The organism is Terrabacter sp. Root85, assembly GCF_001429185.1.
GTDB lineage: Bacteria > Actinomycetota > Actinomycetes > Actinomycetales > Dermatophilaceae > Terrabacter.
The window spans coordinates 130,995-157,745 of sequence record NZ_LMIW01000008.1; the positions used below are offsets into that span (position 1 = coordinate 130,995).

Genomic DNA, 26,751 nt, shown 5'->3' on the forward strand with positions numbered 1-26,751 from the left:
ACTCCCATGGCTGACGACACGTTCTACGGCTCCGACTTCGGTGCCCTGCAGTCCTTCGACCCCGACATCGCGGGGGTGCTCCTGTCGGAGCTCGACCGCATCCGCGGGGGACTGCAGCTCATCGCGAGCGAGAACATCAGCTCGCCCGCGGTCCTGACGGCCCTCGGGTCGACGTTGTCGAACAAGTACGCCGAGGGCTACCCCGGTCGCCGCTACTACGGCGGCTGCTCCGAGGTCGACAAGGCCGAGACGATCGCGATCGAGCGCGCCAAGGCCCTCTTCGGCGCCGACCACGCCAACGTCCAGGCGCACTCCGGCGCGAGCGCCAACCAGGCCGTCTACGGCGCCTTCATGGCTCCGGGCGACACGATCCTGGCGATGGCGCTGCCGATGGGCGGCCACCTGACGCACGGCACCACGGTCTCCTTCTCCGGCAAGTGGTTCAACGCCGTGCACTACGGCGTCGACCAGCAGAGCGAGGACATCGACTACGACCAGGTCGAGGCCCTCGCCCGTGAGCACCGTCCCAAGGTCATCTGCGCCGGCGGCTCGGCCATCCCGCGCCTCATCGACTTCGAGCGTTTCCGCGCCATCGCCGACGAGGTCGGCGCGATCCTCTGGGTCGACGCCGCCCACTTCATCGGCCTCGTGGCGGGCAAGGCCATCCCCTCGCCCGTGCCGTACGCCGACGTCGTCACCTTCACGACGCACAAGGTGCTGCGCGGCCCGCGCTCCGGCGCCCTCGTCTGCAAGGCCGAGCACGCCGCCGCCATGGACAAGGCGATCTTCCCGATGATGCAGGGCGGCCCGCAGATGCACACCATCGCGGCCAAGGCGGTCAACTTCAAGGAGGCCGCGACGCCCGAGTACGCCCAGTACGCCAAGGACGTCATCGCCAATAGCCAGCAACTCGCGGCCAGCCTGCTGTCGCTCGGCATCCGCCCGACGACGGGCGGCACCGACACCCACCTGGCGCTGCTCGACCTCCAGGGCGTCGGCGTCACCGGCAAGGAGGCCGAGGAGCGGGCCGATGCGGCCGGCATCGTGCTCAACAAGAACGCCATCCCCTTCGACCCGCAGAAGCCCAACATCGCCTCGGGCATCCGCGTCGGCACGCCGTCGGTCACGACCCAGGGCATGGGCCTGGAGGAGATGAAGCAGATCGCCTCGCTCATCCACCGCGCCGTCACCGAGGGTGACGCCGACCCCGACCACGCGGTGAGCAAGGACGTGCGTGCGGAGGTCACCGACCTCGTGACGCGCTTCCCGGCATACCCTCGCTGAGTCAGTCCCCCCGCCAGCGTCGGCGCCCGAGCGAAGGTCGGTAGGTGCACGAGTACGTCCTCGTCCTCATCGTGGCCGCTGCGGTCACGTACCTCGCCACACCCTTCGTCCGCAGCGTCGCCGTCGCGACCGGGGCGTTCACGGCCGTCCGCGAGCGCGACGTCCACAAGACCCCGATCCCGCGGCTCGGGGGAGTCGGCATCTACATCGGCTTCGTGGCGGCGGCGCTCGTGGCGAGGGCGCTGCCCTACCTCGGGACGCTCTTCTCGACGAAACAGATCTTCGGCGTCGTCGCCGCAGCCGGCATCGTGTGCCTGCTCGGGGCGTTCGACGACATCCGTGAGCTCGACTGGCTGACCAAGCTGGCGGGACAGATGCTCGCCGCGGGCCTGATGGCCTACACCGGGGTGCAGCTGCTGTCACTGCCGATCTTCGGCACGACCATCCTGCCGACCCCCGTCCTCGTGCTCTTCACGGTGCTGGTCGTCATCGCGTCGACGAACGCCGTCAACTTCATCGACGGGCTCGACGGGCTCGCCGCGGGGGTCGTCTGCATCGCGGCGTTCGCCTTCTTCGTCTACAGCTACATCGTGTCGCGCTCGTTCGTGCCGGCCAACGTGTTCTCGACCGCGACCTTCATCTCGGCCGCCCTCGTGGGCTGCTGTGCCGGCTTCCTGCCGCACAACTTCCACCCGGCCCGACTCTTCATGGGCGACTCGGGAGCGCTGACGCTGGGGCTGCTCCTGTCGGCGGCGACGATCACCCTGACCGGCAACGTCGACCCGGGCGAGGTCAGCGCCAACGACGTGTCGGCCGCGTTCCTGCCGATCCTCGTCCCGCTCGCGGTCCTGCTGCTGCCGCTGCTCGACATGCTGCTCGCCGTGGTCCGGCGCACCCGTGCCGGCCAGCGACCGTGGCACCCCGACGCGATGCACCTGCACCACCGCATGCTACGCATCGGTCACGGCCACCGCCGTGCCGTGCTCATCCTCTACCTGTGGGCCGCCATCGTGGCGCTGGGTTCGGTGTCCTTCGTCATCTGGGACGGCCTCCGTCCGCTCGCGGTCGTGGGGGCGGCCGCCGCGATGGGTGTCGTGCTCACCGTCTGGCTTCCTCGGTGGAGGCCGTCCGAACGCTTGTGATAGCATTCACAAGCACCTGAGGGGAGTCTGGGAAGACCGCCACAGGAGCCCGGAAGTCCTTTCCACACAAGCGATCCGAGCATCATCCGGATCAGCCCGAACCCCGCCCGCACTACGCCTCACGACGCACCCAGGCAGGTTTTCTTGAGCGCCACACCGGCACGCGACGCATCACAGTCAGATGCCTTCGCGCAGCTCCTCCGGGGCTCCCTGCTGCCGACGGCCGTGGCCGGCCTCGTCTGCGTCGTCGTCGGGCTCTTCTCGAGCCCCAAGGCCGCATGGTCGGCCGCGCTCGGCGCCGCCATCGTCCTCTTCTTCTTCAGCCTGACGCTCCTCGTCATGAAGCGCACGGCCGACCTGCCGCCCACGACGACGATGATGATCGTCATGGTCACCTACACCTTCAAGGTGCTGGTGCTCGGCGTCGTCATGTTCGCGCTGCGCGACGTCACGTGGGCCTCGGGCTTCGCGATCGGCCTGTCGATCACGGTGTGCGCCGTCGTCTGGCTCTTCTTCGAGATGCGCGCCTACAAGCGCCTGCGGATCTTCGCGTACGACCCCGACGGCGCGGCCTCGCTCGACGCGACGCCCGACTCGAAGCCTGACGCGACGCCCGAGGCGGCGCCCCACCGGGAGCCGCGTGATGAGCCGTGACACGGGAGGTCGACATGACCACACCACCGACGCCGGAGCCCAGCGACCCGAGCGAGCCCACGGTGCCCAGCGAGCCCAGCGAGCCCTCTGCGGAGGACAAGGCCGAGGAGCTGCGGCGGTTCAACACCCGCGAGCAGGACTCCGCCTGGCGTGCCGTCGCCTACATGCTCACCGGTCCGCTCATCTACGGCGGTCTCGGTGCCCTGGCCGACCACTGGCTGGGCACGACCTGGCTCGTCGGGGTCGGGATCGTGGGTGGAATGGCCCTGTCGCTCTACCTGATCTGGTTCCGATACGGTACCCATTGAGCCCGACGGCCTCCGTGCCGCACGTCAGCGCGTCGCCCGCCGGCCCGCCGACGTGGAGCCCCACCGGGAGCCCACTCCCGAGCACCGACTCTCCACCCCTGACGCAGGTCGTCAGCCGAAGTGCCCAGAACCTACAAAGGAGTAACCCGTGAGCATCGTGGCCGCCGCCCCGACGGACTACACCGCCCCCGGCGTCGAGGAGTTCTGGCAGCCCCTCTTCGGGACCGACGGGCCGTTCGCGATCACCCGCCCGATCCTGCTCATGGTCCTGGCCACCGGCCTTGTCGCGTGGTTCCTGCTCGCCACGACGAAGAAGAAGGCTCTCGTGCCCGGCCGCGGCCAGATGGGCACGGAGGCCGTCTACGGCCTCGTGCGCAACGGCATCGCCAAGGACCTCATCGGCAGCAAGGAGTTCATGCGGTTCGTCCCGCTGCTCTTCGCGCTCTTCACGACGATCCTCGTCAACAACCTGTTCGGCGTCATCCCGCCGATGAGCTACCCGACGATGAGCCGTATCGGCTTCCCGATCGCGCTGTCGCTCATCGTCTGGGTCGTCTTCCACGTCGTCGGCATGCGCAAGCACGGCTTCATCGGCTACTGGAAGTCGCTCGTGCCCGCCGGCCTGCCCAAGGCGATGATCCCCGCGATCTTCTTCCTCGAGCTGATCACCGACCTCTTCACGCGCCCGGTCACCCTCGCCCTGCGACTCTTCGGCAACATGTTCGCCGGCCACATCCTCATCGTCCTGTTCATCACCGGTGGCTGGTACATGCTCACCAACGGCGGCATCCTCGTCATCGCCGGCGGCGTCACGTGGATCTTCGCCTTCGTCATGACGCTGTTCGAGATCCTGGTCCAGTTCCTCCAGGCCTACGTCTTCACCCTGCTGGCCGCCCTCTACATCGGCGGCGCGGTCGCCGACGAGCACTGAGGCCGACGCCTCCCGCGCCTCCGGCGCCCTACGAACTGCACCACCGCACGAGCACCACACACCAGCTTCGCCCCCGCCCGTCTGGTAACCGCCAGCCGGACAAGACAAGAAGGAATGGAATAAACATGACTGGCAACATCGCCATCCTCGGTTACGGCCTCTCCGCCATCGGCCCCGGTATCGGTGTCGGTCTGATCTTCGCCGCCTACATCAACGGCGTCGCCCGTCAGCCCGAGGCCCGCGGCATGCTGCAGCCGATCGCCTTCCTCGGCATGGCCATCACCGAGGCGCTCGCCATCTTCGGTATCGCGCTCGCCTTCGTCTTCAAGGGCTGACGCCCCTTTCCGGGGCAGCCCGAAGCACCGATCGTCTTTCTCTCTAGGAGAACCTCATGCAAGCAGTGACCGTGACCGCCGAGGGCGGCGAGGGCGGCTTCTGGGCCACCGCGGCACCGATCATCCCGCACCCGCTCGAGTTCTTCTTCGGCCTGGCGTGCTTCGCGATCCTCTACGTCGTCGTGAAGCAGAAGGTCGTGCCGCGCCTCGAGCAGATCTACGCCGAGCGCACTGCTGCGATCGAGGGCGGGATGAACAAGGCCGAGGAGGCCCAGGCCCAGGCCCAGGCCGCGCTCGAGCAGTACCAGGCGCAGCTCGTCGAGGCCCGCTCCGAGGCCGCCCGCATCCGTGAGGACGCGAAGGCCCAGGGCGCGCAGATCATCGCGGAGATGCGCGAGCACGCGGCGTCCGAGGCCTCTCGGATCACCGAGACGGCGCACAAGCAGATCGAGGCCGAGCGCCAGCAGGCGGTCGTCTCGCTCCGCGGCGACGTCGGCCGCATCTCGACCGACCTCGCGAGCCGCATCGTCGGGGAGTCCCTCCACGAGGAGACCCGTCAGAAGGGCATCGTCGAGCGGTTCCTCGCCGAGCTCGAGTCGGGCGACGTCGTGCGCGAGAAGGTCGGCGGCGCCGCCGGCAGCCCGGGCGGAGACGCCTGATGCAGGGACCCTCACGCGCAGCAGCGGCGGCGAGCCGCGAGGCTCTCACCGGCGTCCTCGCTGCCGGTGCCGACCGTTCGCGGTTGGCCGAGGAGCTCTTCGCGGCCGTCGGGATCATCGACAGCAGCGCGACCCTGCGTCGCGCCGTGGCCGACCCGTCCCGCGAAGGCGTCGACAAGGCCCAGCTCGCCGAGCGGCTCTTCGCGGGCAAGGTCAGCGCCGAGACGCTGGTCGTGCTCAAGGGTGCCTTTGGCCAGCGCTGGAGCTCCGAGCGTGACCTGACCGACACGGTCGAGTCGTATGCCGTCGAGGCCGTCATCGCCGAGGCGGAGGTCCAGGGCCGTGCCGACCGCGTCGAGGACGAGCTGTTCCGCTTCGAGCGCATCGTGGCGGCCGACGCCCCGCTGCGCTCGGCGCTGGCCGACTCGCAGGCGCCCGCCGACAAGCGAGCCGACCTCGTGTCCTCGCTCCTGCGCGAGAAGGTCGCACCGGAGACCCTCGTGCTGGCCCGTCAGGCCGTGGTCGCCCCGCGCGGCCTGCGCTTCGACCGGGTCCTCGAGAAGTACCTCGAGACGGCCTCGAGCCGCCGCGAGCAGCAGACGGCCATCGTCACCTCGGCCGTCCCGCTCACCGACGACGACCGTGCCCGCCTCGCCGCGGGCCTGGCTGCCATCTACGGCGGCACGGTCCACGTCAACACCGTCGTGGACCCCCGGGTCATGGGCGGGGTCAAGGTCGAGATCGGTGACGAGCTCATCGACGGAACCGTCATCCGCAAGCTCGACGCGGCCCGCCGGGCCATGGGTGCCTGAGGCACCCACCACCAGCTGTGATCAACCACCGGCCCGTCCTGCGGGTCGAAACCGAGGAGAAGATCTGACATGACGGAGCTTTCGATCCGTCCGGAGGAGATCCGGGACGCTCTGGACTCGTTCGTCCAGTCCTACGAGCCCGGCGCGGCCTCCCGCGAAGAGGTCGGCCGCGTCACTGACGCCGGTGACGGCATCGCTCACGTCGAGGGTCTGCCCTCGGCCATGACCAACGAGCTGCTCCAGTTCGAGGACGGCACGCTCGGCCTCGCGCTGAACCTCGACGTCCACGAGATCGGCGTCGTCGTCCTCGGTGACTTCGCGGGCATCGAGGAGGGCCAGACCGTCAAGCGCACGGGCGAGGTCCTCTCGGTCCCGGTCGGTGACGACTTCCTCGGCCGCGTCGTCGACCCGCTCGGCAACCCGATCGACGGTCTCGGCGACATCAAGTCCGAGGAGCGTCGTGCCCTCGAGCTCCAGGCGCCCAACGTCGTCCAGCGCAAGTCGGTCCACGAGCCGCTCCAGACCGGCATCAAGTCGATCGACGCGATGACGCCGATCGGCCGTGGCCAGCGCCAGCTCATCATCGGCGACCGCCAGACCGGCAAGACGACGGTCGCGATCGACACGATCATCAACCAGAAGCGCAACTGGGAGTCCGGCGACCCGGACGCCCAGGTCCGCTGCATCTACGTCGCCATCGGCCAGAAGGGCTCGACCATCGCGTCGGTCCGCGGCACGCTCGAAGAGGCCGGCGCGCTGGAGTACACCACGATCGTCGCGGCCCCCGCGTCCGACTCGGCGGGCTTCAAGTACCTCGCGCCCTACACCGGTTCGGCCATCGGCCAGCACTGGATGTACCAGGGCAAGCACGTCCTCATCGTCTTCGACGACCTGAGCAAGCAGGCCGAGGCCTACCGCGCCGTGTCGCTGCTGCTGCGCCGTCCGCCGGGCCGCGAGGCCTACCCGGGTGACGTCTTCTACCTGCACTCGCGGCTCCTCGAGCGTTGCGCCAAGCTCTCCGACGACCTCGGCCACGGCTCGATGACGGGTCTGCCCATCATCGAGACCAAGGCTGGCGACGTCTCGGCGTACATCCCGACCAACGTCATCTCGATCACGGACGGCCAGATCTACCTGCAGGCCGACCTGTTCAACGCCAACGTGCGTCCGGCCATCGACGTGGGTGTCTCGGTCTCCCGAGTCGGTGGTGCCGCGCAGATCAAGGCGATGAAGTCCGTCGCCGGTCGACTCAAGCTCGACCTCGCGCAGTTCCGCGCCATGGAGGCGTTCGCCATGTTCGCCTCCGACCTCGACCCCGCCTCGCGAGCCCAGCTCGCCCGTGGTGCGCGCCTCGTCGAGCTGCTCAAGCAGCCGCAGAGCTCGCCGTACCCCGTCGAGGAGCAGGTCGTCTCGATCTGGGCCGGCACGACCGGTCGCCTCGACGACGTCGCCGTCGAGGACGTGCGGACCTTCGAGTCCGAGCTGCTCGAGACGCTGCGTCGGGACGGCAAGATCCTCCAGACGATCCGCGAGACCCTCAAGCTCGACGAGGACACCGAGACGGCGCTGGCCAAGGTCGTCGACGAGGTCAAGTTCACCTTCCGGGGCACTGGCAAGGACGGCCTCGAGGCCGGCAACGAGGAGTTCGACGAGATCGCCGACGACCAGATCACCCAGGCGAAGATCGTCAAGCAGAAGTGACCACCTTCCGTATGCCGCCCGGCCAGCCGGGCGGCATACGGAAGCGGGCGTGAGCCCACCCTGCAGGCAACCACAGACTTTAGAGACCAAGAGAGGCGGAGCACATGGGAGCGCAGATGCGGATCTACCGCCAGCGCATCAAGTCCGTCAACTCCATCAAGAAGATCACCAACGCGATGGAGCTGATCGCGGCCGCACGCGTCGTCAAGGCCCGCCAGCGGGCCACCGAGGCGATGCCGTACACGACCGCGCTGACGCGTGCCGTGTCCGCGGTGGCGACCAACACGAACGAGGACCACCCGTTGACGACGGCGAAGGAGACCGCGAAGCGGGCCGGCGTCGTCATCATCACGGCGGACCGCGGACTTGCCGGTGCCTACTCCGTCGCGGCGATCAAGGAGAGCGCGGAGCTCATCTCCAAGCTGACCGCCGAGGGCAAGGAGGTCGTGCCCTACCTCGTCGGTCGCAAGGCCGTGAGCTACTACAAGTTCCGCAAGCGCGACTACGCCGCCGAGTGGACCGGCTTCTCCGACGCCCCGACGTTCGAGAACGCCAAGGAGATCGCCGACCGCATCACGGCCGACTTCCTCAAGCCCACCGAGGAGGGGGGCCACGACGAGATCCACGTCGTGTTCACCCGCTTCCGCTCGATGGTGCGCCAGGACCCGTTCGTGCTGCGCCTGCTGCCCCTCGAGGTCGTGGAGGCCGACGACGCCAGCGAGGACGAGAGCCTCGACCTCAGCGTCAACCGCTACGAAGAGGGGCAGATCCCCCCGGAGTACTCCTTCGAGCCGAGCGCGTCCGAGGTCCTCGACCTGCTGCTGCCGAAGTACGTCCGCAACCGCATCTTCACCGCGCTGCTCAGCTCGGCGGCCTCCGAGCTCGCCGCCCGCCAGCGCGCGATGAAGTCGGCCACCGACAACGCGACGGAGCTGATCAAGACCTACCAGCGCCTCGCCAACCAGGCCCGTCAGGCCGGCATCACCCAAGAGATCAGCGAAATCGTGGGCGGCGCCAACGCCCTCGCCGAGAAGTAACGCCCACAGGTAAGGAAGCAGACCACCATGACTGCAGCTGTCAGCGACACCACGTGGACGGCCCCGCCCGCGGGCGGCGTCGGACGCATCTCCCGCATCATCGGCCCGGTCGTCGACGTGGAGTTCCCCGTCGACGCCATGCCCGAGCAGTACAACCTGCTCACGACCGAGGTGACCCTCGCGGGCGAGACGAAGAACCTCAACCTCGAGGTCGCCCAGCACATCGGCGACAACATGGTCCGTGCCATCTCGCTCCAGCCGACCGACGGTCTCGTCCGCGGCTCGTCCGTGCAGGACACCGGCGGCCCCATCACCGTCCCCGTCGGTGACGTGACGCTCGGCCACGTGTTCAACACGACCGGCGAGTGCATGAACCTCGCCGAGGGTGAGCGGCTCGAGGTCAAGGAGCGCTGGGGCATCCACCGCAAGGCCCCCGCCTTCGACCAGCTCGAGTCCAAGACCACGATGTTCGAGACGGGCATCAAGGTCATCGACCTGATGACCCCGTACGTCCAGGGTGGCAAGATCGGCCTCTTCGGTGGTGCCGGCGTCGGCAAGACCGTGCTCATCCAGGAGATGATCGCGCGTGTCGCCCGTGACCACGGTGGCGTGTCGGTGTTCGCCGGTGTCGGTGAGCGCACCCGTGAGGGCAACGACCTCATGGTCGAGATGGAGGAGGCCGGCGTTCTCGGCCAGACGGCCCTCGTCTTCGGCCAGATGGACGAGCCGCCGGGCACGCGTCTTCGCGTCGCGCTGTCGGCGCTGACGATGGCGGAGTACTTCCGCGACGTCCAGAAGCAGGACGTGCTGCTCTTCATCGACAACATCTTCCGCTTCACGCAGGCCGGCTCGGAGGTCTCGACCCTCCTCGGCCGTATGCCGTCCGCCGTGGGTTACCAGCCCACCCTGGCCGACGAGATGGGCACCCTCCAGGAGCGCATCACCTCGACGCGTGGTCACTCGATCACCTCGATGCAGGCGATCTACGTGCCGGCCGACGACTACACCGACCCGGCCCCGGCCACGACGTTCGCGCACCTCGACGCGACGACCGAGCTCTCGCGTGACATCGCGTCGATGGGTATCTACCCCGCCGTCGACCCGCTGTCCTCGACCTCGCGAATCCTCGACCCGCGCTACGTGACCGCCGACCACTACAACACGGCCGTGCGCATCCGCTCGATCCTCCAGCGCAACAAGGAGCTGCAGGACATCATCGCGATCCTCGGTATCGACGAGCTCTCCGAAGAGGACAAGATCCTCGTCAACCGCGCCCGTCGCATCCAGCGCTTCCTGTCGCAGAACACCTACGTCGCCAAGCAGTTCACCGGCATCGAGGGTTCGACGGTGTCGCTGGCCGACTCGATCGAGGGCTTCACGAAGATCGCCGACGGCGAGTACGACCACGTCGCCGAGCAGGCCTTCTTCATGTGTGGTGGCCTCGACGACGTCGAGCGTCAGTGGGCGGAGATCCAGAAGAACCTCTGACCTGGATGGATCGATTCACCCGACGACGGGGAGGTGCCCTCTGGGCCCTCCCCGTTCGTCGTCTGTGGGTGCCGAGCTTGGCGGTGGCCGTCGTGGCCGCCGCGATCGTCCGCGCCCGCCACGGGCTGGACCTCAGCGACAGCTCGCACGCCGTGGAGCTGGCGCTCCGCCTCGCCCAGGGTGACGTCCCGTTCCAGGACGAGATGAACGTCGAGGCCCTGCCGGGTGCATGCAACCAGCAGGTCGTGTCGTACACCACGACCCCGGCGCTGCTGTGCCTCCTCGCCGTGCTGCGGGTTGGGCGCCACCGTCCGCCGCGTCCGCCACGACCACCTGCGCCGAGTGTGACGAGAACCGCAGCCCGTGGACGCCCTCCGCGTCCCCCGCGGGGCATGCGGGTACGACCGACGGTGTTGACAGAGATGAAACCGTCAGCGCCGACGCGCCCAGCACCTCGCACCAGGACACAGCTCAAGGACAAGGAGAATCGTGAGCACGCCCACCCAGCAGGCCCCGCGCCACCGGGTCGTGGTCATCGGATCGGGTTTCGGCGGACTGTTCAGCACGCAGAAGCTGAAGCGCGCCGACGTCGACGTGACCCTCATCGCCCGCACGACGCACCACCTCTTCCAGCCGTTGCTCTACCAGGTGGCCACCGGCATCCTCTCCGAGGGCGAGATCGCCCCGTCGACGCGCGAGGTGCTGCACCGCCAGGACAACGCCAAGGTGCTGCTCGGTGAGGTCGAGACGATCGACCTCGAGGCGCGCACCGTGACCCACACGGCGGTCGGCCGCGAGACGGTCACGCCCTACGACTCGCTCATCGTCGCCGCGGGCGCCGGTCAGTCGTGGTTCGGCAACGACCAGTTCGCCCGGCACGCCCCCGGCATGAAGTCGATCGACGACGCCCTCGAGCTGCGCGGTCGCATCTTCGGCTCGTTCGAGCTCGCCGAGCTCGCCACGACGCAGGCAGAGGTCGACCGCCTCATGACGTTCGTCGTCGTCGGCGCAGGCCCGACCGGTGTCGAGATGGCGGGCCAGATCTCCGAGCTCGCGCGACGCACCCTCAAGCGCGACTTCCGCCGGATCGACCCGACGAAGGCCAGGGTCGTCCTGCTCGACGCGGCTCCCGCCGTGCTGGGCTCGTTCGGCGAGAAGCTCGGCGACCGAGCCGTCAAGCGCCTGACCGAGATGGGCGTCGAGGTCCGCCTCGGTGCCAAGGTCGTCGACGTCGACGCGACGGGCATCGAGGTGGAGCACGGCGACGGCAGCCGCGAGCGCATCGAGTCGGTGTGCAAGGTGTGGGCCGCGGGCGTCAGCGCGTCGCCGCTCGGTCGCCAGCTCGCCGACCAGTCGGGCGCTCAGCTCGACCGGGCCGGCCGCGTCGAGGTCCGCGACGACCTGACGCTCCCGGGCCACCCCGAGGTCTTCGTCGTCGGCGACATGATGGCGCTCGACGGGCTGCCGGGTGTCGCCCAGGTCGCCATCCAGGGCGGCCGCTACGCCGCGGAGCAGATCGAGCGACGCCTCGACGGCAAGGAGCCCAAGGGGCCGTTCGAGTACTTCGACAAGGGCTCGATGGCCACGATCTCGCGCTTCTCCGCCGTCGCGTCGGTCGGCAAGGCGCAGTTCAGCGGGTTCTTCGCCTGGATCCTCTGGCTCGCCGTGCACCTCGTCTACATCATCGGCTTCAAGCACCGGATCACCACGCTGCTGCACTGGGCCGTCACCTTCATCGGCCGTGGCCGGTCCGAGCGGGTCGTCACCGAGCAGCAGGTGTTCGCCCGGCAGGCGATCGCCGACCTCGGTGAGGAGTTCAGTCCCGAGCTGCCGCCCGTCGCGACGGACCGCACGCACGACGAGTCCTGACCGGTCCGGGTGCGACCCGGACCCCCGCCACCACGCCGGGCCGGCTCCTCGAGGGGAGCCGGCCCGGCGGCATACGTGGTCGGTGGCGTGCACCGTCCTGCGGTCAGGGACGCGTCAGGGGACGAGACGCTCCACGGCTGCGCCGAGCCGGGGGAGGGCGGCGACGACATGGCCCTTGGCCTTGCCGCGCAGCGAGCCGTAGACCTTGGCGGCCGAGCCGTGCGAGGTGTTGGCGGCCTTCGCGTCGGTCACCGCGAGCAGGGCGTCGGCCGCGGCGTCGGGCTGGGCCGCGAGGTGGGCCCCGAACGGCGCGTCACCCTTGGTGGCCCAGAACGGGTCGAGGGCGCTCGCGAACTGGGGGAGCAGCCGGTCGGTGGCGCTCGTGACGAAGTTGCCACCGAGCTTCTTCGCGGCGGCGTAGCCGGCCTTGACGGCGGCTCCGCCCAGTCCGGACTTGTCGGCGACCTCGGCGTCGATGACGTCGGTCAGGGTCTCCACCGCCACCGGGCGGCGGGTCGGCTCGAGAAGGGCGTCGGACACGGTTGTGCTCATGGATAGGACTCCTGTGGAGGATGGGGAATCGGCGCGAGCGGCCTGCGCCACCTCGCGTACGGAGCATCCTCGCAGAGGCACTAAACTGCAGAGCACACCCCCACGATCCGGAGGAAACGTGAGTTCGCTCAAGGTTGAGATGGTTGCCGCCGACCGGAAGGTCTGGGAGGGCGAGGCCAAGTTCGTACGCGCCCGGTCCATCTCGGGCGAGCTGGGCATCCTGCCCGGCCACACCCCGTTGCTCGGTGTCCTCGTCGAGGGCGAGGTCTCCATCGAGTCCCTCGAGGGCGAGCGGCGCACGGTGACGGTCGACGGCGGGTTCCTCTCGGTCGACTCGGACGTCGTCACCATCGTCGCCGAGCACGTCGACGCCTCGTCGCTGCAGACGAGCTGAGGTCGCGCGTGCCGTCCGTTCTCGTCTCGACCGAGATCGTGATCGGCACGCTCCTGGTGGTCGCGGTGGCCGTCCTCGCGACGACCTTCCTGCGCCGGCGTTACATCGCCAAGGGCCTGCCCCTGACCCTCTGCGGCATGCGCCGCACGGAGTCCGACCGCTGGCGCCTGGGTCTCATCCGGTTCGGTGACAACGCCCTCGAGTGGTATGCCCTCGGGGGCGTCTCCGTGCGCCCCAAGCACCGCTGGCTGCGTCAGCGCCTGCTGCTCGACGCTCCGGAGCCGCTGAGTGGCAGCGACTCGATCCCGCTGCTGCCCGACGCGAGCCGGGTGCCGTGCAGCGACGGCGACAGCGACTTCGAGCTGGCCCTCCAGGGGCCGGCCTACACCGCGCTGCGCTCGTGGCAGGAAGCCGCGCCCCCGGGCTACAACGTCAACGTCGCCTGACGCAGCCCCGCTCCGGCCCACCCGCCTCGCCCGCTGGTCGCTCGTCGCGCACGAGATCGCGCACCCGCTGCGCCCAGGCGACCTGTTCTGCGCGATCTCGCGCAGTTCACGGCGCACGGTCTTCCTAGGACGACCGTCGCGTGACAGGTCGAACTCCCAGCCAGGGGTCGCGTGGGGTGGCCACGACGTCCGCGCGCACACCCGTCGCCCGGGCCTCGAGGTAGGCAGTCTCGACCCGTTCCCGCACCCAGCGGGGTCGCGAGCGGATCGAGTGCGGCGTCACCCCGACGACGACGACCCGTGCGGTCTGCAGATCGGTGTCCTGCTCGACCGTCGACTCCCAGGCCAGGCCATCGGCGTGCCACTGGCGGCTGTGCACCATGACCGCGAGGGCGACGTCGTCGATCCAGACGTCGGGTGTCGTCAGGCGGCGCCCCGACGAGGCGCGGACCTCGGGGTTGGCCCACACCGCGGGCAGGACCGTGGACGAGGAGAGGAGGCGCAGCAGGTCGGCCTCGGGGACGGACCAAGCCCCGGAGGCCGCGACCGCCAGACCCTCGTGCAGTCGTCGTGAGCCCGCCTGCCCGCGGACGAGCGTCCAGTGCGCGAGGTCGCTCAGCCGTGCCTTGCGCGACTGGGCCGCGGCGACGAGCACGGCTCGTGCCTGCTCGTCCGACGGTGCGGCCGCCGCGGCGTCGACGGCCGCCCGGGCGGGACACGACAGGCGGAGCGGGCCGCGCCGGTAGATGGGCTCGTCGAGCAGCGTCGTGTTGCGGACGAGGACCCACCCATGAGCCCGGGAGCGCAGGGGAGCCGGGACCAGGACCTGGATCGGGTTGGACACCGGAAGTCCTGCGATCCCGTGAACCGCTGCGGCCGACGAGCCTGCGAGCCAGCTTCTCGGACCGGCGAAGAGCAGGGCGGCCATCAACCGCTGCTGCTCGGAGGGCACTCCGTCGGACAGCAGGACGACGCCTCGCAGGACGAGCCGCCATTCTCGCCCGAGCCTCGTGCGCAGCTGGGCCGGCGTCAGGCCGCCCTCGAGAAGCTGCCGGCGAGTCAGGACGCCGAACTGGTGCACGGCAAGCTCGTGCAGCGGGGCGGGGAGTCTGGGGTCCACCCGAGCATCGTGCGCTCCGGCGGGGCGTCGGTCCCGCCTCGGCCGTCAGGGTGTGGACGGTGCGCGACAGGCTTCCGGGGCTGTGGACGACACCGTGGTCGGGCGCGAGATCGCGCGTTTGCCGCGCCCAGGCGACCGCAGATGCGCGATCTCCCGCGCGACCAAGGCGCCGAGGCCGTATGCCGTATGCCGTGTGGCGGGTCAGTGCTTCTTCGTGCGCTCGGGCTTCTCGACGCGGCCGCCACCGGGCTGCCACAGCACGTCTCCGCCGATCGGCTTGTTGGCGATCCGGGCGAGGATGAAGAGCAGGTCCGAGAGGCGGTTGAGGTACTTCGCCGTGAGGACGTTGACGCCGCCGACGCCCCTCGCGCCCGTGCCCTCGGGGGCCGGCTCGGTGCCGTGCTGGTCGGCGGCCGCCCACGCCGAGCGCTCGGCGCGACGCACGATGGTCGTCGCGAGGTGCAGGTGCGCCGACCCGGCCGTGCCTCCGGGGAGGATGAACGACCGGAGCTTCTCGACCTGCTCGAGGTAGTGGTCGCAGTCCGCCTCGAGGTCGTCGATCCAGGGCTGCTCGACGCGCAGGGGCGGGTAGTCGTAGGCGTGCCGTAGCGGCGTCGACAGGTCGGCGCCGACGTCGAAGAGCTCGTTCTGGACGCGCTGGAGGGTGGCCCTGACCTCGTCGGGCAGGTCGCCGCACGCGACGGCGATGCCGATGGCGGCGTTGGCCTCGTTGGAGTCGGCGTAGGCGTGCAGCCGGGCGTCGTTCTTGCTCACCCGCGAGAAGTCGCCGAGGCTCGTCGTGCCGTCGTCGCCGGTGCGCGTGTAGATCCGCGTCAGGTTGACCATGGGGCCACTCTCTCACCCGTCGTGGAGGCGCCGTCGGTCGGTCGGTGCCCCGATAGGGTTCGGTGGGTGAGAGAGCGATTCCGTGTCGTCGGTGGTGCCCACCTCGTGGGCGAGGTCGCCGTCGTCGGCGCCAAGAACAGCGCCCTGAAGCTGATGGCCGTGGCCCTGCTGGCCGTGGGCCGCACGACGCTGACGAACGTCCCGGCGATCGCCGACGTGACGATCATGGCCGAGCTGCTGCGCCGGCTCGGGGTGGGTGTCGACTACGACCCGGCGGCGGGCGTCGTCGTCCTCGACGTCCCCGAGCGCATCGGTCACCGGGCCGACTACGAGCTCGTCCGGGCGCTGCGCGCCTCCATCTCCGTGCTCGGCCCGCTCGTGGCCCGCGTCGGCGAGGCCGACGTGGCCGTCCCGGGTGGCGACGCGATCGGCTCGCGCGGCCTCGACCTGCACGCGGCCGGCCTCGAGGCCCTCGGCGCCGAGGTGCACGTGACGCACGGCTACCTCGTGGCCACGGCGCCGGCCGGCCTGCGCGGCGCCGACATCCGGCTCGACTTCCCGAGCGTCGGGGCCACCGAGAACATCCTCACGGCGGCTGTCCTGGCCAGCGGCACGACGACGATCGACAACGTCGCCAAGGAGCCGGAGATCATCGACATCGCCGAGATGCTCGTGTCGATGGGCGCCAAGCTCGAGGGCGCCGGCACGTCGCGGATCACCGTCCACGGCGTCGAGGCCCTCGTCCCGACCGAGCACGCCGTCGTCTCCGACCGCATCGCGGCCGGCACGTGGGCCTTCGCCGCCGCCACGACGCGTGGCGACATCGAGGTCGTCGGTGGGGTCGCCGAGCACCTCAGGGCGCCGCTGGGCGCCCTCGAGGAGGCGGGGTGCCACGTCGAGGTCACCCCTCGCGGGTTCAGGGTGTCGGCCGTCGACCGGCGCCCGCGCGCCTTCGACGTCGCGACGCTGCCCTACCCGGGCTTCCCGACCGACCTGCAGCCCTTCGCCCTGTCCTACAACGCCGTGGCGGACGGCTCTGCCATGGTCACGGAGAACCTCTTCGAGGCCCGCTTCCGCACGGTCCAGGAACTGGCCCGTCTCGGCGCCGACGCGCAGATCGACGGGCACCACGTCATGACCCACGGCGTCCCGATGCTGTCCGGTGCCCCCGTCGAGAGCAGCGACATCCGCTCCGGTGCCGCACTCGTCATCGCCGGCCTCGTGGCCGAGGGGGACACCCTCGTCAGCGGTGTGCACCACATCGACCGCGGCTACCCGCGCTTCGAGCAGGCGCTCCGCGCCCTCGGCGCCGACGTGACGCGCGAGCCCGACGACGAGCCCCCGTTCGAGTAGGCGAACCCGCAGAACCGCCGGGCCAGTCCGCGGCTGCGGCGGCGGATCGCCCCTTTTGTCAGGAGCGCTCAGTCCCGGCACGGAGGCCGGCGGAGTTCTTCGCTCGATGTTCGTATTTTCTTGACCACTTCTTGACTCCTAGGGGCAACGTTTTGGCTGGCTGAGGCGTCATCATGGTGACGGCACAGCGTTGAGAGGGGTCTACATGACGCTGAACACCCACCGCAGGGGTCCGGTCAGAGTGCTCGACGCACCCGACGGCCACGATGTCATCATCGAGGGGCGTCTCGACGTCCACACGGTGCCCGACATCCGTGACGCGATCCACGCGGTCATCAACCAGGGTCCTGGCGAGCTGCGCCTGCACCTCGGCGGCGCCGAGATCGGCGACGCGACGGGCCTCGGTGTCATCGTCCACCTCCACCGGCGCGCCACCCGCGCCGAGCGCCGTCTGCTGCTCGTCGATGCGAGCGACCGCACGACGCGCCTGCTGCGCGGGTGTCGGCTCGAGCGCATCCTCGCCCCGCGGCATCCGGCACCGGCGAGCCTGACTGTGGCGCCTCTCACCGCCTGAGCGCCTCCCCACCGCTGCACCCCGCCGCTACCGTCGAGCCATGTCTTCGACGGAGAGCACGCCGCATCCGGCCGCCCGGGTGACCCCCGACCGACCGTGGGTCATGCGCACGTATGCCGGCCACTCGAGTGCCGCTGCGAGCAACGCGCTCTACCGCCGCAACCTCTCCAAGGGGCAGACCGGCCTCTCCGTCGCCTTCGACCTGCCGACCCAGACCGGCTACGACCCGGACCACGTCCTCGCGCGGGGCGAGGTGGGCAAGGTCGGGGTCCCGATCAGCCACATCGGCGACATGGCAGCGCTCTTCGACGCCATCCCGCTCCGCGAGATGAACACGTCGATGACGATCAACGCGACGGCGATGTGGATGCTCGCGCTCTACCAGGTCGCCGCCGAGCGCCAGGCCGAGGCCGCCGGCGAGGACCCGGCCGCCTGGGTGCACGAGCTCGCCGGAACGACCCAGAACGACATCATCAAGGAGTACCTCTCTCGCGGGACCTACGTCTTCCCGCCCGCGCCGTCGCTGCGGCTCATCACCGACATGGTCACCTACACGGTGCGCGAGATCCCGAAGTGGAACCCCATCAACATCTGCAGCTACCACCTGCAGGAGGCCGGGGCGACCCCCGTGCAGGAGATCGCCTACGCCATGTCGACGGCGGTCGCCGTGCTCGACGCCGTGCGCGACTCGGGGCAGGTGCCGCCCGAGGAGTTCGCCAGTGTCGTCGCCCGGATCTCCTTCTTCGTCAACGCCGGCGTGCGGTTCGTCGAGGAGATGTGCAAGATGCGCGCCTTCGTGCAGCTGTGGGACGAGCTGACCCGGGAGCGCTACGGCGTGACCGACGCGAAGGCCCGCCGCTTCCGCTACGGCGTCCAGGTCAACAGCCTGGGCCTCACCGAGGCCCAGCCCGAGAACAACGTCCAGCGCATCGTCCTCGAGATGCTCGCCGTGACGCTCTCCAAGGACGCCAGGGCCCGCGCGATCCAGCTGCCGGCGTGGAACGAGGCGCTCGGTCTGCCGCGCCCGTGGGACCAGCAGTGGAGCCTGCGCATGCAGCAGGTGCTCGCCTACGAGTCCGACCTGCTCGAGCACGACGACCTCTTCACCGGGTCGGTCGTCGTCGAGGCCAAGGTCGCCGAGCTCGTGGCCGGGGCGAAGGCAGAGATGGCCCGGGTCGAGGAGATGGGCGGCGCCGTCGCCGCCGTCGAGTCCGGCTACATGAAGTCCGCGCTCGTCGCCTCCCACGCCGAGCGTCGACGCCGCATCGAGACGGGCGAGGCCGTCATCGTCGGGCTCAACCGCTTCGAGACCACCGAGCCCAACCCGCTCACGGCCGACCTCGACACCGCGATCCAGACCGTCGACGCCGACGTCGAGCACCACGCCTCCGAGGCCGTACGCGCGTGGCGCGAGACGCGTGACGCCGACCCCGAGCGCCGGGCGCGCGCCGCGGCGGCTCTCGAGCGCCTGCGCGCCGACGCGGCGACCGACGTCAACCTCATGGCGGCCTCGCTCGAGTGCGCCCGTGCCGAGCTGACGACGGGGGAGTGGGCCGCCGCCCTGCGCGAGCAGTTCGGCGAGTACCGCGCACCCACCGGGGTCTCCGGCTCGGTGGGCGTCGGCGCGAGCGAGCCCGGGGACGCCCTGTCCCACGTCCGTCGGCTCGTCGCGCGCACCGGCGACGAGCTCGGCGAGAAGCTGCGCATCCTCGTCGGCAAGCCCGGCCTCGACGGCCACAGCAACGGCGCCGAGCAGGTGGCCGTGCGGGCCCGGGACGCCGGGTTCGAGGTCGTCTACCAGGGCATCCGGCTGACTCCCGAGCAGATCGTCGCGGCCGCCGTCGCCGAGGACGTCCACCTCGTCGGGCTCTCGATCCTCAGCGGCTCGCACATGGAGCTCGTGCCCGAGGTCCTGCGTGGCCTGCGCGAGGCGGGTGCCGGCGACGTACCGGTCATCGTCGGAGGCATCATCCCCGAGTCCGACGCCGCCGCCCTGCGGGCCGCCGGCGTCGCCATGGTCTTCACGCCGAAGGACTTCGGCCTCAACGACATCATGGGCGAGATGGTGGGTGTGATCCGCGCCGCACGGGGTCTTGCGCCCCTCGAGTCCGCGCCCGTCTGAGCAGGCGTAGCGTCGCAGGTATGAGCGACCTGCAGTGCGCCGCGCGCGTCATCGTCGTCAACCCTCCGGCGCTCTCCGACGTCGCGTGGCTGGCGTCCGCGATCCACCTCGAGAAGGTCCAGGCGGTGTATGCCGCCGACGACGTCCCCGACACCGGCCCGGTCGAGTCGCTGGCCGACGACCTGGTCGTGCCCTCGCACCTCGGGCACGGCGACCTCCACGACGGCTCATCGGGCCTCGAGGAGCTCGTCGACCGGCACCGCGGCGAGACCGTCGTCGTCGTGCGCGGAGGGGAGGCGCCCGACCCGGTCCTGCTGCTCGTCGACGCCGACGGCGTCACCGCCCAACCGATAGAGGGCTTGTCCTGATGGCGTCGGCGGCGACCGCCGGGACCGTGGTCGCCGAGCTCGAGGCCGAGGTCTCGCCGGAGGCACTCGCATCGGTGCGCAAGCGCCTCGCCCCCGACGAGGAGGCGCTCGGCGTGCGGATGGGCACGCTCTTCGCCATCGCCAAGCGACACACGCGGCTCCCGCTCAGCGAGGTGCAGCAGCTGCTCGCCCACCCGGCCTACGAGCCCCGGCTCGCGGCCCTCTGCATCCTCGACTTCAAGGCACGGCGCAAACGGATCGACGGTCACGGGCGCGGCACCCTCGCCCGGACCTACCTCGGCCACCACGACCGGATCACGACGTGGGACATGGTCGACCGGGCCGCTCCGCGCGTCATCGGCCTGTGGCTCGTCGGTCGTGACAAGCAGATCCTGCGCGACCTCGCGCTCTCGCCCGAGCCGCTGCGCCGGCGCACCGCCATGACGGCGCCGCTCGGCTTGCTCGACACCGACGACGTGGAGGTCGGTTGGGAGCTCGCCGCCCAGCTCGCGACCGACCGGGATCCGTTGGTGCACAAGCCCGTCGGGATCTTTGCCAAGCACGCCGGTGAGCGTGACCGCGACCGGTTGGTGGCCTTCCTCGAGGAGCACGTCGAGGGGATGCCGCGCCCCGCCGTCCGGCTCGCCGTCGAGAAGCTGCCGCCGGACCTTCGCTCGCGCTGGGTGTGAGGGCCGGTGCGCCGGTGCGCCCGGGCGGCCACACGGCATACGCCCTCGGTGGGTCAGAAGAGGCGGGACTCCGCGTCGTCGATGCCCTTGAGGGCGTCGTAGTCGAGCACGACGCAGCGGATGCCGCGGTCCTCGGCGAGCGTGCGCGCCTGTGGCTTGATCTGCTGGGCGGCGAACACCCCGGTGACGGGCGCGAGGTGCGGGTCGCGGTTCATCAGCTCGAGGTAGCGGGTCAGCTGCTCGACACCGTCGATCTCGCCGCGGCGCTTGATCTCCACGGCGACGCTCGTGCCGGCCGAGTCCTTCGCGAGGATGTCGACCGGACCGATGGCCGTCATGTACTCGCGGCGCACGAGCGACCACCCGTGGCCGAGGGTGTGGATGTGCTCGGCGAGCAGCTTCTGCAGGTGCGCCTCGACGCCGTCCTTGACGAGGCCGGGGTCGACGCCGAGCTCGTGGTCCGAGTCGTGGAGGACCTCGTGGAGCAGGACGGTGAGGCGGTCCTCGCTCTTGGCGTGCTGGACCCGCCACACCGCGACGACTCCCTCGCCGGCCTGGACCTCGTCCGGCTCGACCTCGGCCATCGTGCAGGGCGGCGACATCCAGTTGAGCGGCTTGTAGGAGCCGCCGTCGCTGTGGACGAGCACCGACCCGTCGGCCTTGACGACGAGCAGGCGGGTCGCGAGCGGGAGGTGGGCCGTGAGGCGACCGTCGTAGTCGACGCTGCACCGGGCTATGACGAGACGCACCGGTCCACCCTAGAGGAGGGGGCGTGGGCAGCGTCACGCCCCGGGCGGGTGTGGGCGGCGCACACCCTCTGCGAGACTCCACCCATGGCTCGTGAGTTCACCAAGGTTGGCGTCATCGGACTCGGCACCATGGGTGCCGGCATCGTCGAGGTCTTCGCACGCAACGGCATCGACGTCGTCGCGGTGGAGGTCACGGACGAGGCGGTCGAGAAGGGCAAGGGCGTCCTGCAGCACTCGACCGACCGGGCCGTCTCCCGCGGCAAGCTCGCGGCCGAGGACCAGGCCGCGCTGCACGCCCGGGTCCTCTTCACGAGCGACATGGCCGACCTCAAGGAGTGCCAGCTCGTCGTCGAGGCCGTGCCCGAGCACCTCGACCTCAAGAAGGACATCTTCGCCAAGCTCGACGCCATCGTCTCCGACGACGCGATCCTCGCGACGAACACGAGCTCGCTGCCCGTCACCGAGATCGCCGTCGCGACGATCAACCCCAAGCGCGTCGTCGGCATGCACTTCTTCAACCCGGCCCCCGTGCTCCAGTTCGTCGAGGTCATCAAGACCGTCATCACGAGCGACGAGATCTTCGAGGACGTCAAGGCGCTCGCCGAGCGGCTCGGCAAGAAGCCCGTCATCGTCGGCGACAAGGCCGGCTTCATCGCCAACGCGCTGCTCTTCGGCTACCTCAACCACGCCGTCGCGATGTACGAGAGCAAGTACGCCACCCGCGAGGACATTGACGCCGCGATGAAGCTCGGCTGCGGCTACCCCATGGGCCCGCTCGCCCTCATGGACCTCATCGGCCTCGACACCGCCTACGAGATCCTCGACACGATGTACAAGCAGGGCCGTGACCGCCTGCACGCGCCGAGCCCGATCATCAAGCAGATGGTCAGCGCCGGGCTCAAGGGTCGCAAGAGCGGTCGCGGCTTCTACACGTATGCCGCACCGGGCAGCTCGGCGGTCGTCGACGACGCGTTGACCCCCGCGGCCGCGGAGGACTCGACGTCCGGCACGCGCCCGATCCGGACGGTCGGAGTCGTCGGCTCCGGCACGATGGCCACGGGGATGGTCGAGGTCTTCGCCAAGGCCGGTCTCGACGTGACCTTCGTGGCCCGCAGCGACGCCAAGGTCGAGGCCGTCCGGGCGGCGCTCGCCAAGAGCCTCGAGAAGGCCGTCCAGCGCGGCAAGGCCACCGAGGAGGACCGCGACGCGGCGCTGGCCCACGTGCGTGGCACGACCCGCCTCGAGGACCTCGCGCAGGTCGACCTCGTCGTCGAGGCCGTCGTCGAGGACCTCACCGTCAAGCGCGCGCTCTTCGAGAACCTCGACGAGATCTGCCGCCCCGGCGCCATCCTCGCGACGACGACGAGCTCACTGCCCGTCGTCGAGTGCGCGGCCGCCACGAAGCGTCCCCAGGACGTCATCGGCATGCACTTCTTCAACCCGGCCCAGGTCATGAAGCTCGTCGAGGTCGTGCACACGGTCTCGACCGCCGACGACGTCGTCGCCACGGTGCGGGCGCTCTGCGCGACGGTCGGCAAGCACGCCGTGACGTGCGGCGACCGCGCCGGCTTCATCGTCAACGCCCTGCTCTTCCCCTACCTCAACGACGCCGTGAAGATGCTCGAGGCCAACTACTCCACGGCCGACGACATCGACACGGCCATGAAGACCGGCTGCGGGTTGCCGATGGGTCCGTTCGAGCTGCTCGACGTCGTCGGCCTCGACGTGTCGCTCGCCATCGAGCGCGAGCTCTACCTCGAGTTCCGTGAGCGCGGCTACGCGCCGGCGCCGCTGCTCGAACACCTCGTCACGGCCGGCTACCTCGGCCGCAAGACGGGGCGTGGCTTCCGCACCTACGCCTGACACCTACGCTGGAGCCATGCCCTCGCGTCGACGTCCCAGCAAGCACGCGCGCGAGCACGTGCCGCTCGACGTGACGCGGATCCAGGGCGGCTCCACGCGGGAGGAGTCGTATGCCGGCACGCGCTGGACCGTGCGCTCGGTGAGCGGCGCGTCCGCCACCCGTGACTACCTGTGTCCGGGCTGCCAGCAGGACATCCCCCCGGGCCTCCCGCACGTCGTCGTGTGGCCGGCCGAGGGCGTGGGCGGGCTCGGGGACCGGCGGCACTGGCACACCGGATGCTGGCAGAAGCGCGACGCCCGTCCGAGCGGCAACTCCTACCGCTGAGACTCGTCCGGTCGATGTGTCCTCCGGTCACCCGTGGCCGCGGGATGCATCGAACCGCGGAGCCCGTCGGGGCGTGAGGGCCTCAGGCGTCGAGGACGGGGCCGAGCTCGCGGGCCACGAGCCGCAGGGGAGCGGTGTCGCGCTGCGCCCGGGCGAGCACGATGGCTCCCTCGAGGGCGCAGAGCATGAGGGTCGAGAGGGCCTGCGCCCGTCGGGGCGTCCGGCCCATCGAGGCGAGGGCGTCGGTGATCGGGCGCTGCCACGTCTGCAGGGCCGAGTCGGCAGCCTGCCGCACGGCCTCGTTGGTGTCCGCGCAGTCGATGACCGCTGCGGCGACCGGGCAGCCTCGTTCGAAGGCACGGACCGCGAGGTCGGTCGACCAGTCGTCGACGATCGCTGCGAAGAGCCGCGCGGGGGTCGGCCGTCTCATCCTGGCGAGGTGCTCGTCGACCCGTTCGGCGGCCCAGGTGCCGGCCCACTCGAGGGCCTCGCCGACGAGCTGGTCCTTGCCGGCCGGGAAGTAGTGCTGGAGGGAGCCGCGCGGTGCGTCCGCCGCAACCACGACCTCTCGCAGCCCCGTGCCGGTGACGCCGGCCCGCCGCAGGCGCTGGGCGGTCACGTAGACGATGCGCTCGCGCGGTCCGTGCGTGCTGGCTGACATTGGCGCCCTTCCCATGCTCGACGTGGGTCTCGACTATGACACCTGTCATGCTCAGGCCGCTACTATGACAGTTGTCATATGGCGCGGGAAGGTCGGAGGCGGCAATGGAGACGCGAGTCGGGTTCATCGGTCTCGGCATCATGGGACGACCCATGGCCGCCAACCTGCGGCGCGCGGGTGTTCCTCTCTCCGTGTGGAACCGGTCTCCGGCTGGGGTCGCTGCGCTCGAGGCCCTCGGAGCCGTAGTGGGTCCCTCGCCGGCAGCCGTCTTCGAGGCGAGCGACGTCGTCCTGCTCATGCTGGCCCACGAGGCAGCGGTCGACGAGGTCCTGCAGCGGGGGAGCGCTGCGTTCACGCGGATGGTGTCGGGGCGCACGCTCGTGCACCTCGGCACGACGTCCCCCGGCTTCTCTGCCGGGCTGGCCCGGGACGTCGAGGGGGCCGGGGGCGACTACGCCGAGGCACCCGTCTCGGGGTCGCGCATCCCGGCGGAGCGGGCGGAGCTCGTGGCCCTCGTCGGCGGGCGACCGGACGTCGTCGACCGCGTCGCACCGCTGCTCGCCGCGATGTGCCGCGAGGTCGTCCGGTGCGGCGAGGTCCCCGCCGGGACGGGCACCAAGCTCGCCGTCAACCTCTACCTCTGCACGATGGTCGCCGGGCTGGCGGAGGCCTTCCACCTCGCCGACCGTCTCGACCTCGACCTCGAGGTCTTCCGGCGCGCCCTCGACTCCGGTCCGATGGCGAGCGCGGTGTCGGCTGTCAAGCTCGCCAAGCTCGTGGCCCGTGACTTCGAGGCCCAGGCGGCGGTGCGCGACGTCCACACCAACACCCGGCTCATCGCCGAGGCGGCCCGGGCGGTCGGGGCGCACAGCCCGGTGCTCGAAGCGACCCGTGAGCTCTTCCGCGAGACCGAGGCCGCCGGGCTGGGGGCGCTCGACATGGCGGCCGTCGTGACCGCGCTGGAGCGGCGGGACGCCGCCCGCCCGGGGTAGGGAACGCCTCGTCGGGTCCCCGGCACACGGCATACGCCATCGGGTGGAGTCGGCGGCTAGTGCCGGCGCTGCCGGGGGACGAGGACCTCCTCGTAGAGCAGCAACGCCCCTGCGGCGAAGGGGATCGCGAGCAGCGCGCCGAGGATGCCGAGCAGGGCTCCACCGGCGAGCGCGGCGACGACCGTCACGGCGCCGGGGACCGCGACGGTGCGCTGCATGATGCGCGGCATGACGGCGTAGTTCTCGATCTGCTGGTAGACGATGAAGTAGATGATGACGATGAGTGCCTTCTTGGGCTCGTCGAAGAAGGCGACGACGGCGACGACGGTCGCCCCGAGGGTGGCGCCGATCATCGGGATGAGCCCGAGGAAGCCGACGAGCACCGCCAGCACCGCGGCGAACTGGAGTCCGATGAGGCTCATCATGATCCAGGCGAAGAACGCGTTGATCGCGGCCACCGCGACCTGGCCGATGGCGTACGACCCGACCCGGCGCATCACCTCCTCGGCGAGCGAGACCGTGCGCGGGCGCCGGCTGGCGGGGACGAGGGCGTAGGCCGCCTGCTTGACCGCAGGGAGGGAGGCGAGGAAGTAGAGGGTGAGGACGAGGACGGTCAACCCGCTGAAGACGCCGGTCGCGATGACCTTGCCCGCGTCGAGGACGCCGCCGAAGACGCCGGCCCACAGGTTGCCGTCGGCGACGCGCTTGTTGACCTCCTCCTGGATGCGCTGGACGAGCTGGTAGCGGTGGTCGACGTCCTGCACCCACGGGTTCGCGAGGAGGTTGTCGAAGAGCCGTGGGGCGTTCGTGGCGAGCTCGCCGCCCTGGTCGGCCACGGGCGGGATGACGACCCAGCCGACGAGCGCGAAGACGGCGAGCACGCCGAGGAAGACGATGGTGACGGCCCACCCCCGGCGCAGGTTGCGCCGGGTCAGCGCCTCGACGAGCGGGTTGAGGGAGAGCGTCAGGAAGAACGAGATGACGAGCAGCGTGATGACGGTGCCGAGCCGGCCGACCGCCTGCACGACGGCATACGCCGTGAGGACGCCGACGGCGCCCACGAAGCCGATGTAGAAGGGCGACTGGCGGTTGAACGGGGTGCCGCTCTGACCGAAGTCGCGCCGGCCGCCCTTGCCCCGCTTGGCACCGCCGGTCCTCGACGGGGCCGGTGCGGTGGCGCCGGTCCCGTGGGGCCCGGCGGTGCCGCCGGGCGCGTCGGTCGGGGCGCGGGGTGGCGTGCTGCCGGCGGGCGTGCTGCCGGCGGGCGTGCTGGCGTCGGACGACCCCGCCCCGATCGGGAGGGTGGTCGTGAGGAGGTCGGGCTCGGGCGGCGCCTCGGGCGACGCCGGGGGCTCGCCGTACGCGGCTCGCGAGGCGCGCTCGTCGAAGCCGAGGTCGCGGGCCCGGAACTCGTCCATCCGGGCGCGCTGGGCGCGGCGGTACGCCGTCCACCGTCCCCAGATGCTCACGTCCGCGA

Annotated in this window: 28 protein-coding genes; 22 read left to right on the top strand and 6 right to left on the bottom strand. The window is 70.6% G+C overall.

Translation table 11 applies throughout. From position 1 onward, the window contains the following. Window positions 1-6: 6 nt before the first annotated feature. The 12 genes from glyA (at window position 7) to ASE25_RS07210 (ending at window position 12,220) form a co-directional block, all read left to right on the top strand. Window positions 7-1,284, top strand: a complete 1,278-nt coding sequence (gene glyA, locus ASE25_RS07155; RefSeq protein WP_056824309.1) for a serine hydroxymethyltransferase — start codon at window positions 7-9, stop codon at window positions 1,282-1,284. A 44-nt stretch (window positions 1,285-1,328) separates the two neighbouring features. After that, the gene (locus ASE25_RS07160; RefSeq protein ID WP_056770500.1) at window positions 1,329-2,426 is read left to right on the top strand and encodes a glycosyltransferase family 4 protein; all 1,098 of its coding nucleotides are present in this window, start codon (window positions 1,329-1,331) and stop codon (window positions 2,424-2,426) included. 144 nt (window positions 2,427-2,570) lie between these two features. Then, window positions 2,571-3,080: a hypothetical protein gene (locus ASE25_RS07165; protein WP_056770497.1), complete on the top strand. Its 510-nt coding sequence runs from the start codon at window positions 2,571-2,573 to the stop codon at window positions 3,078-3,080. A 14-nt stretch (window positions 3,081-3,094) separates the two neighbouring features. Further along, a complete protein-coding gene (locus tag ASE25_RS07170; RefSeq protein ID WP_200959015.1) occupies window positions 3,095-3,388 on the top strand; it encodes an AtpZ/AtpI family protein in 294 nt (97 codons plus the stop codon). A gap of 148 nt (window positions 3,389-3,536) precedes the next feature. Then, window positions 3,537-4,319 carry a F0F1 ATP synthase subunit A gene (gene atpB / locus ASE25_RS07175; protein WP_056770495.1) on the top strand — a complete coding sequence of 261 codons (783 nt, stop codon included), beginning with the start codon at window positions 3,537-3,539 and terminating at the stop codon, window positions 4,317-4,319. A 125-nt stretch (window positions 4,320-4,444) separates the two neighbouring features. Then, window positions 4,445-4,654 (top strand): ATP synthase F0 subunit C, encoded by a 210-nt coding sequence (gene atpE, locus ASE25_RS07180; protein WP_020142944.1) that lies wholly within the window; start codon window positions 4,445-4,447, stop codon window positions 4,652-4,654. A 56-nt stretch (window positions 4,655-4,710) separates the two neighbouring features. After that, window positions 4,711-5,313, top strand: a complete 603-nt coding sequence (locus ASE25_RS07185) for a F0F1 ATP synthase subunit B (RefSeq protein ID WP_056770492.1) — start codon at window positions 4,711-4,713, stop codon at window positions 5,311-5,313. Next, on the top strand, window positions 5,313-6,125 hold the full coding sequence (locus ASE25_RS07190; RefSeq protein ID WP_056770488.1) for a F0F1 ATP synthase subunit delta: 813 nt from the start codon (window positions 5,313-5,315) through the stop codon (window positions 6,123-6,125). Before ASE25_RS07185 ends, ASE25_RS07190 begins: the two co-directional genes overlap by 1 nt. A 69-nt stretch (window positions 6,126-6,194) precedes the next feature. Further along, entirely contained in the window at window positions 6,195-7,826 is a 1,632-nt protein-coding gene (gene atpA / locus ASE25_RS07195) for a F0F1 ATP synthase subunit alpha (protein ID WP_056824313.1), read from the top strand. A gap of 104 nt (window positions 7,827-7,930) precedes the next feature. Continuing rightward, window positions 7,931-8,863, top strand: a complete 933-nt coding sequence (locus ASE25_RS07200; protein WP_056770482.1) for a F0F1 ATP synthase subunit gamma — start codon at window positions 7,931-7,933, stop codon at window positions 8,861-8,863. 27 nt (window positions 8,864-8,890) lie between these two features. Continuing rightward, window positions 8,891-10,351: a F0F1 ATP synthase subunit beta gene (gene atpD / locus ASE25_RS07205; protein ID WP_056770479.1), complete on the top strand. Its 1,461-nt coding sequence runs from the start codon at window positions 8,891-8,893 to the stop codon at window positions 10,349-10,351. 489 nt (window positions 10,352-10,840) lie between these two features. After that, entirely contained in the window at window positions 10,841-12,220 is a 1,380-nt protein-coding gene (locus tag ASE25_RS07210; protein WP_056824316.1) for an NAD(P)/FAD-dependent oxidoreductase, read from the top strand. A 114-nt stretch (window positions 12,221-12,334) separates the two neighbouring features. Here the strand turns inward: ASE25_RS07210 and ASE25_RS07215 are convergent, their stop codons facing one another. Further along, a complete protein-coding gene (locus ASE25_RS07215) occupies window positions 12,335-12,772 on the bottom strand; it encodes a hypothetical protein (RefSeq protein ID WP_200959016.1) in 438 nt (145 codons plus the stop codon). Window positions 12,773-12,890: 118 nt separating this feature from the next. Here ASE25_RS07215 and ASE25_RS07220 point away from each other — a divergent pair, with 118 nt between their 5' ends. Further along, window positions 12,891-13,166, top strand: coding sequence for a F0F1 ATP synthase subunit epsilon (locus ASE25_RS07220; RefSeq protein ID WP_028785412.1), 276 nt, complete (start codon window positions 12,891-12,893; stop codon window positions 13,164-13,166). Window positions 13,167-13,174: 8 nt separating this feature from the next. Next, entirely contained in the window at window positions 13,175-13,612 is a 438-nt protein-coding gene (locus tag ASE25_RS07225; protein WP_056824320.1) for a DUF2550 domain-containing protein, read from the top strand. A 124-nt stretch (window positions 13,613-13,736) separates the two neighbouring features. On the opposite strand, the gene ASE25_RS07230 is transcribed toward ASE25_RS07225, so the two are convergent. Both ASE25_RS07230 and ASE25_RS07235 read right to left on the bottom strand, forming a co-directional pair. Next, on the bottom strand, window positions 13,737-14,732 hold the full coding sequence (locus ASE25_RS07230) for a hypothetical protein (protein WP_056824323.1): 996 nt from the start codon (window positions 14,730-14,732) through the stop codon (window positions 13,737-13,739). 201 nt (window positions 14,733-14,933) lie between these two features. Then, window positions 14,934-15,578, bottom strand: coding sequence for a cob(I)yrinic acid a,c-diamide adenosyltransferase (locus ASE25_RS07235; protein ID WP_056824326.1), 645 nt, complete (start codon window positions 15,576-15,578; stop codon window positions 14,934-14,936). Window positions 15,579-15,644: 66 nt separating this feature from the next. Here ASE25_RS07235 and murA point away from each other — a divergent pair, with 66 nt between their 5' ends. The 5 genes from murA to ASE25_RS07260 all read left to right on the top strand — a co-directional run bounded on the left by murA (window position 15,645) and on the right by ASE25_RS07260 (window position 20,684). Further along, window positions 15,645-16,931, top strand: coding sequence for a UDP-N-acetylglucosamine 1-carboxyvinyltransferase (murA, locus tag ASE25_RS07240; protein WP_056770458.1), 1,287 nt, complete (start codon window positions 15,645-15,647; stop codon window positions 16,929-16,931). Between the two features lie 205 nt (window positions 16,932-17,136). Beyond that, complete coding sequence (locus tag ASE25_RS07245) at window positions 17,137-17,505, top strand: STAS domain-containing protein (protein WP_056770456.1); 369 nt, start codon at window positions 17,137-17,139, stop codon at window positions 17,503-17,505. Window positions 17,506-17,608: 103 nt separating this feature from the next. Further along, window positions 17,609-19,627 (top strand): protein meaA, encoded by a 2,019-nt coding sequence (locus ASE25_RS07250; protein WP_056825622.1) that lies wholly within the window; start codon window positions 17,609-17,611, stop codon window positions 19,625-19,627. A gap of 20 nt (window positions 19,628-19,647) precedes the next feature. Next, entirely contained in the window at window positions 19,648-19,995 is a 348-nt protein-coding gene (locus tag ASE25_RS07255) for a hypothetical protein (protein WP_056824329.1), read from the top strand. Next, a complete protein-coding gene (locus tag ASE25_RS07260) occupies window positions 19,995-20,684 on the top strand; it encodes a DNA alkylation repair protein (protein WP_056824333.1) in 690 nt (229 codons plus the stop codon). Before ASE25_RS07255 ends, ASE25_RS07260 begins: the two co-directional genes overlap by 1 nt. A gap of 53 nt (window positions 20,685-20,737) precedes the next feature. Here the strand turns inward: ASE25_RS07260 and nucS are convergent, their stop codons facing one another. Continuing rightward, a complete protein-coding gene (nucS, locus tag ASE25_RS07265; protein WP_056824337.1) occupies window positions 20,738-21,433 on the bottom strand; it encodes an endonuclease NucS in 696 nt (231 codons plus the stop codon). Window positions 21,434-21,517: 84 nt separating this feature from the next. On the opposite strand from nucS, the gene ASE25_RS07270 reads away from it, so the two are divergent. Beyond that, window positions 21,518-23,296: a 3-hydroxyacyl-CoA dehydrogenase family protein gene (locus tag ASE25_RS07270; RefSeq protein WP_056770440.1), complete on the top strand. Its 1,779-nt coding sequence runs from the start codon at window positions 21,518-21,520 to the stop codon at window positions 23,294-23,296. A 16-nt stretch (window positions 23,297-23,312) separates the two neighbouring features. After that, entirely contained in the window at window positions 23,313-23,621 is a 309-nt protein-coding gene (locus ASE25_RS07275) for a hypothetical protein (protein WP_056824342.1), read from the top strand. An 82-nt stretch (window positions 23,622-23,703) separates the two neighbouring features. On the opposite strand, the gene ASE25_RS07280 is transcribed toward ASE25_RS07275, so the two are convergent. Then, window positions 23,704-24,282 carry a TetR/AcrR family transcriptional regulator gene (locus tag ASE25_RS07280; protein ID WP_056824345.1) on the bottom strand — a complete coding sequence of 193 codons (579 nt, stop codon included), beginning with the start codon at window positions 24,280-24,282 and terminating at the stop codon, window positions 23,704-23,706. A 104-nt stretch (window positions 24,283-24,386) separates the two neighbouring features. Between ASE25_RS07280 and ASE25_RS07285 the strand changes: the two genes are divergently transcribed. After that, entirely contained in the window at window positions 24,387-25,274 is an 888-nt protein-coding gene (locus ASE25_RS07285; RefSeq protein WP_056824346.1) for an NAD(P)-dependent oxidoreductase, read from the top strand. Window positions 25,275-25,330: 56 nt separating this feature from the next. Here ASE25_RS07285 and ASE25_RS07290 read toward each other — a convergent pair whose 3' ends face one another. Next, entirely contained in the window at window positions 25,331-26,743 is a 1,413-nt protein-coding gene (locus tag ASE25_RS07290; protein ID WP_235508588.1) for an AI-2E family transporter, read from the bottom strand. Window positions 26,744-26,751: the final 8 nt, after the last annotated feature.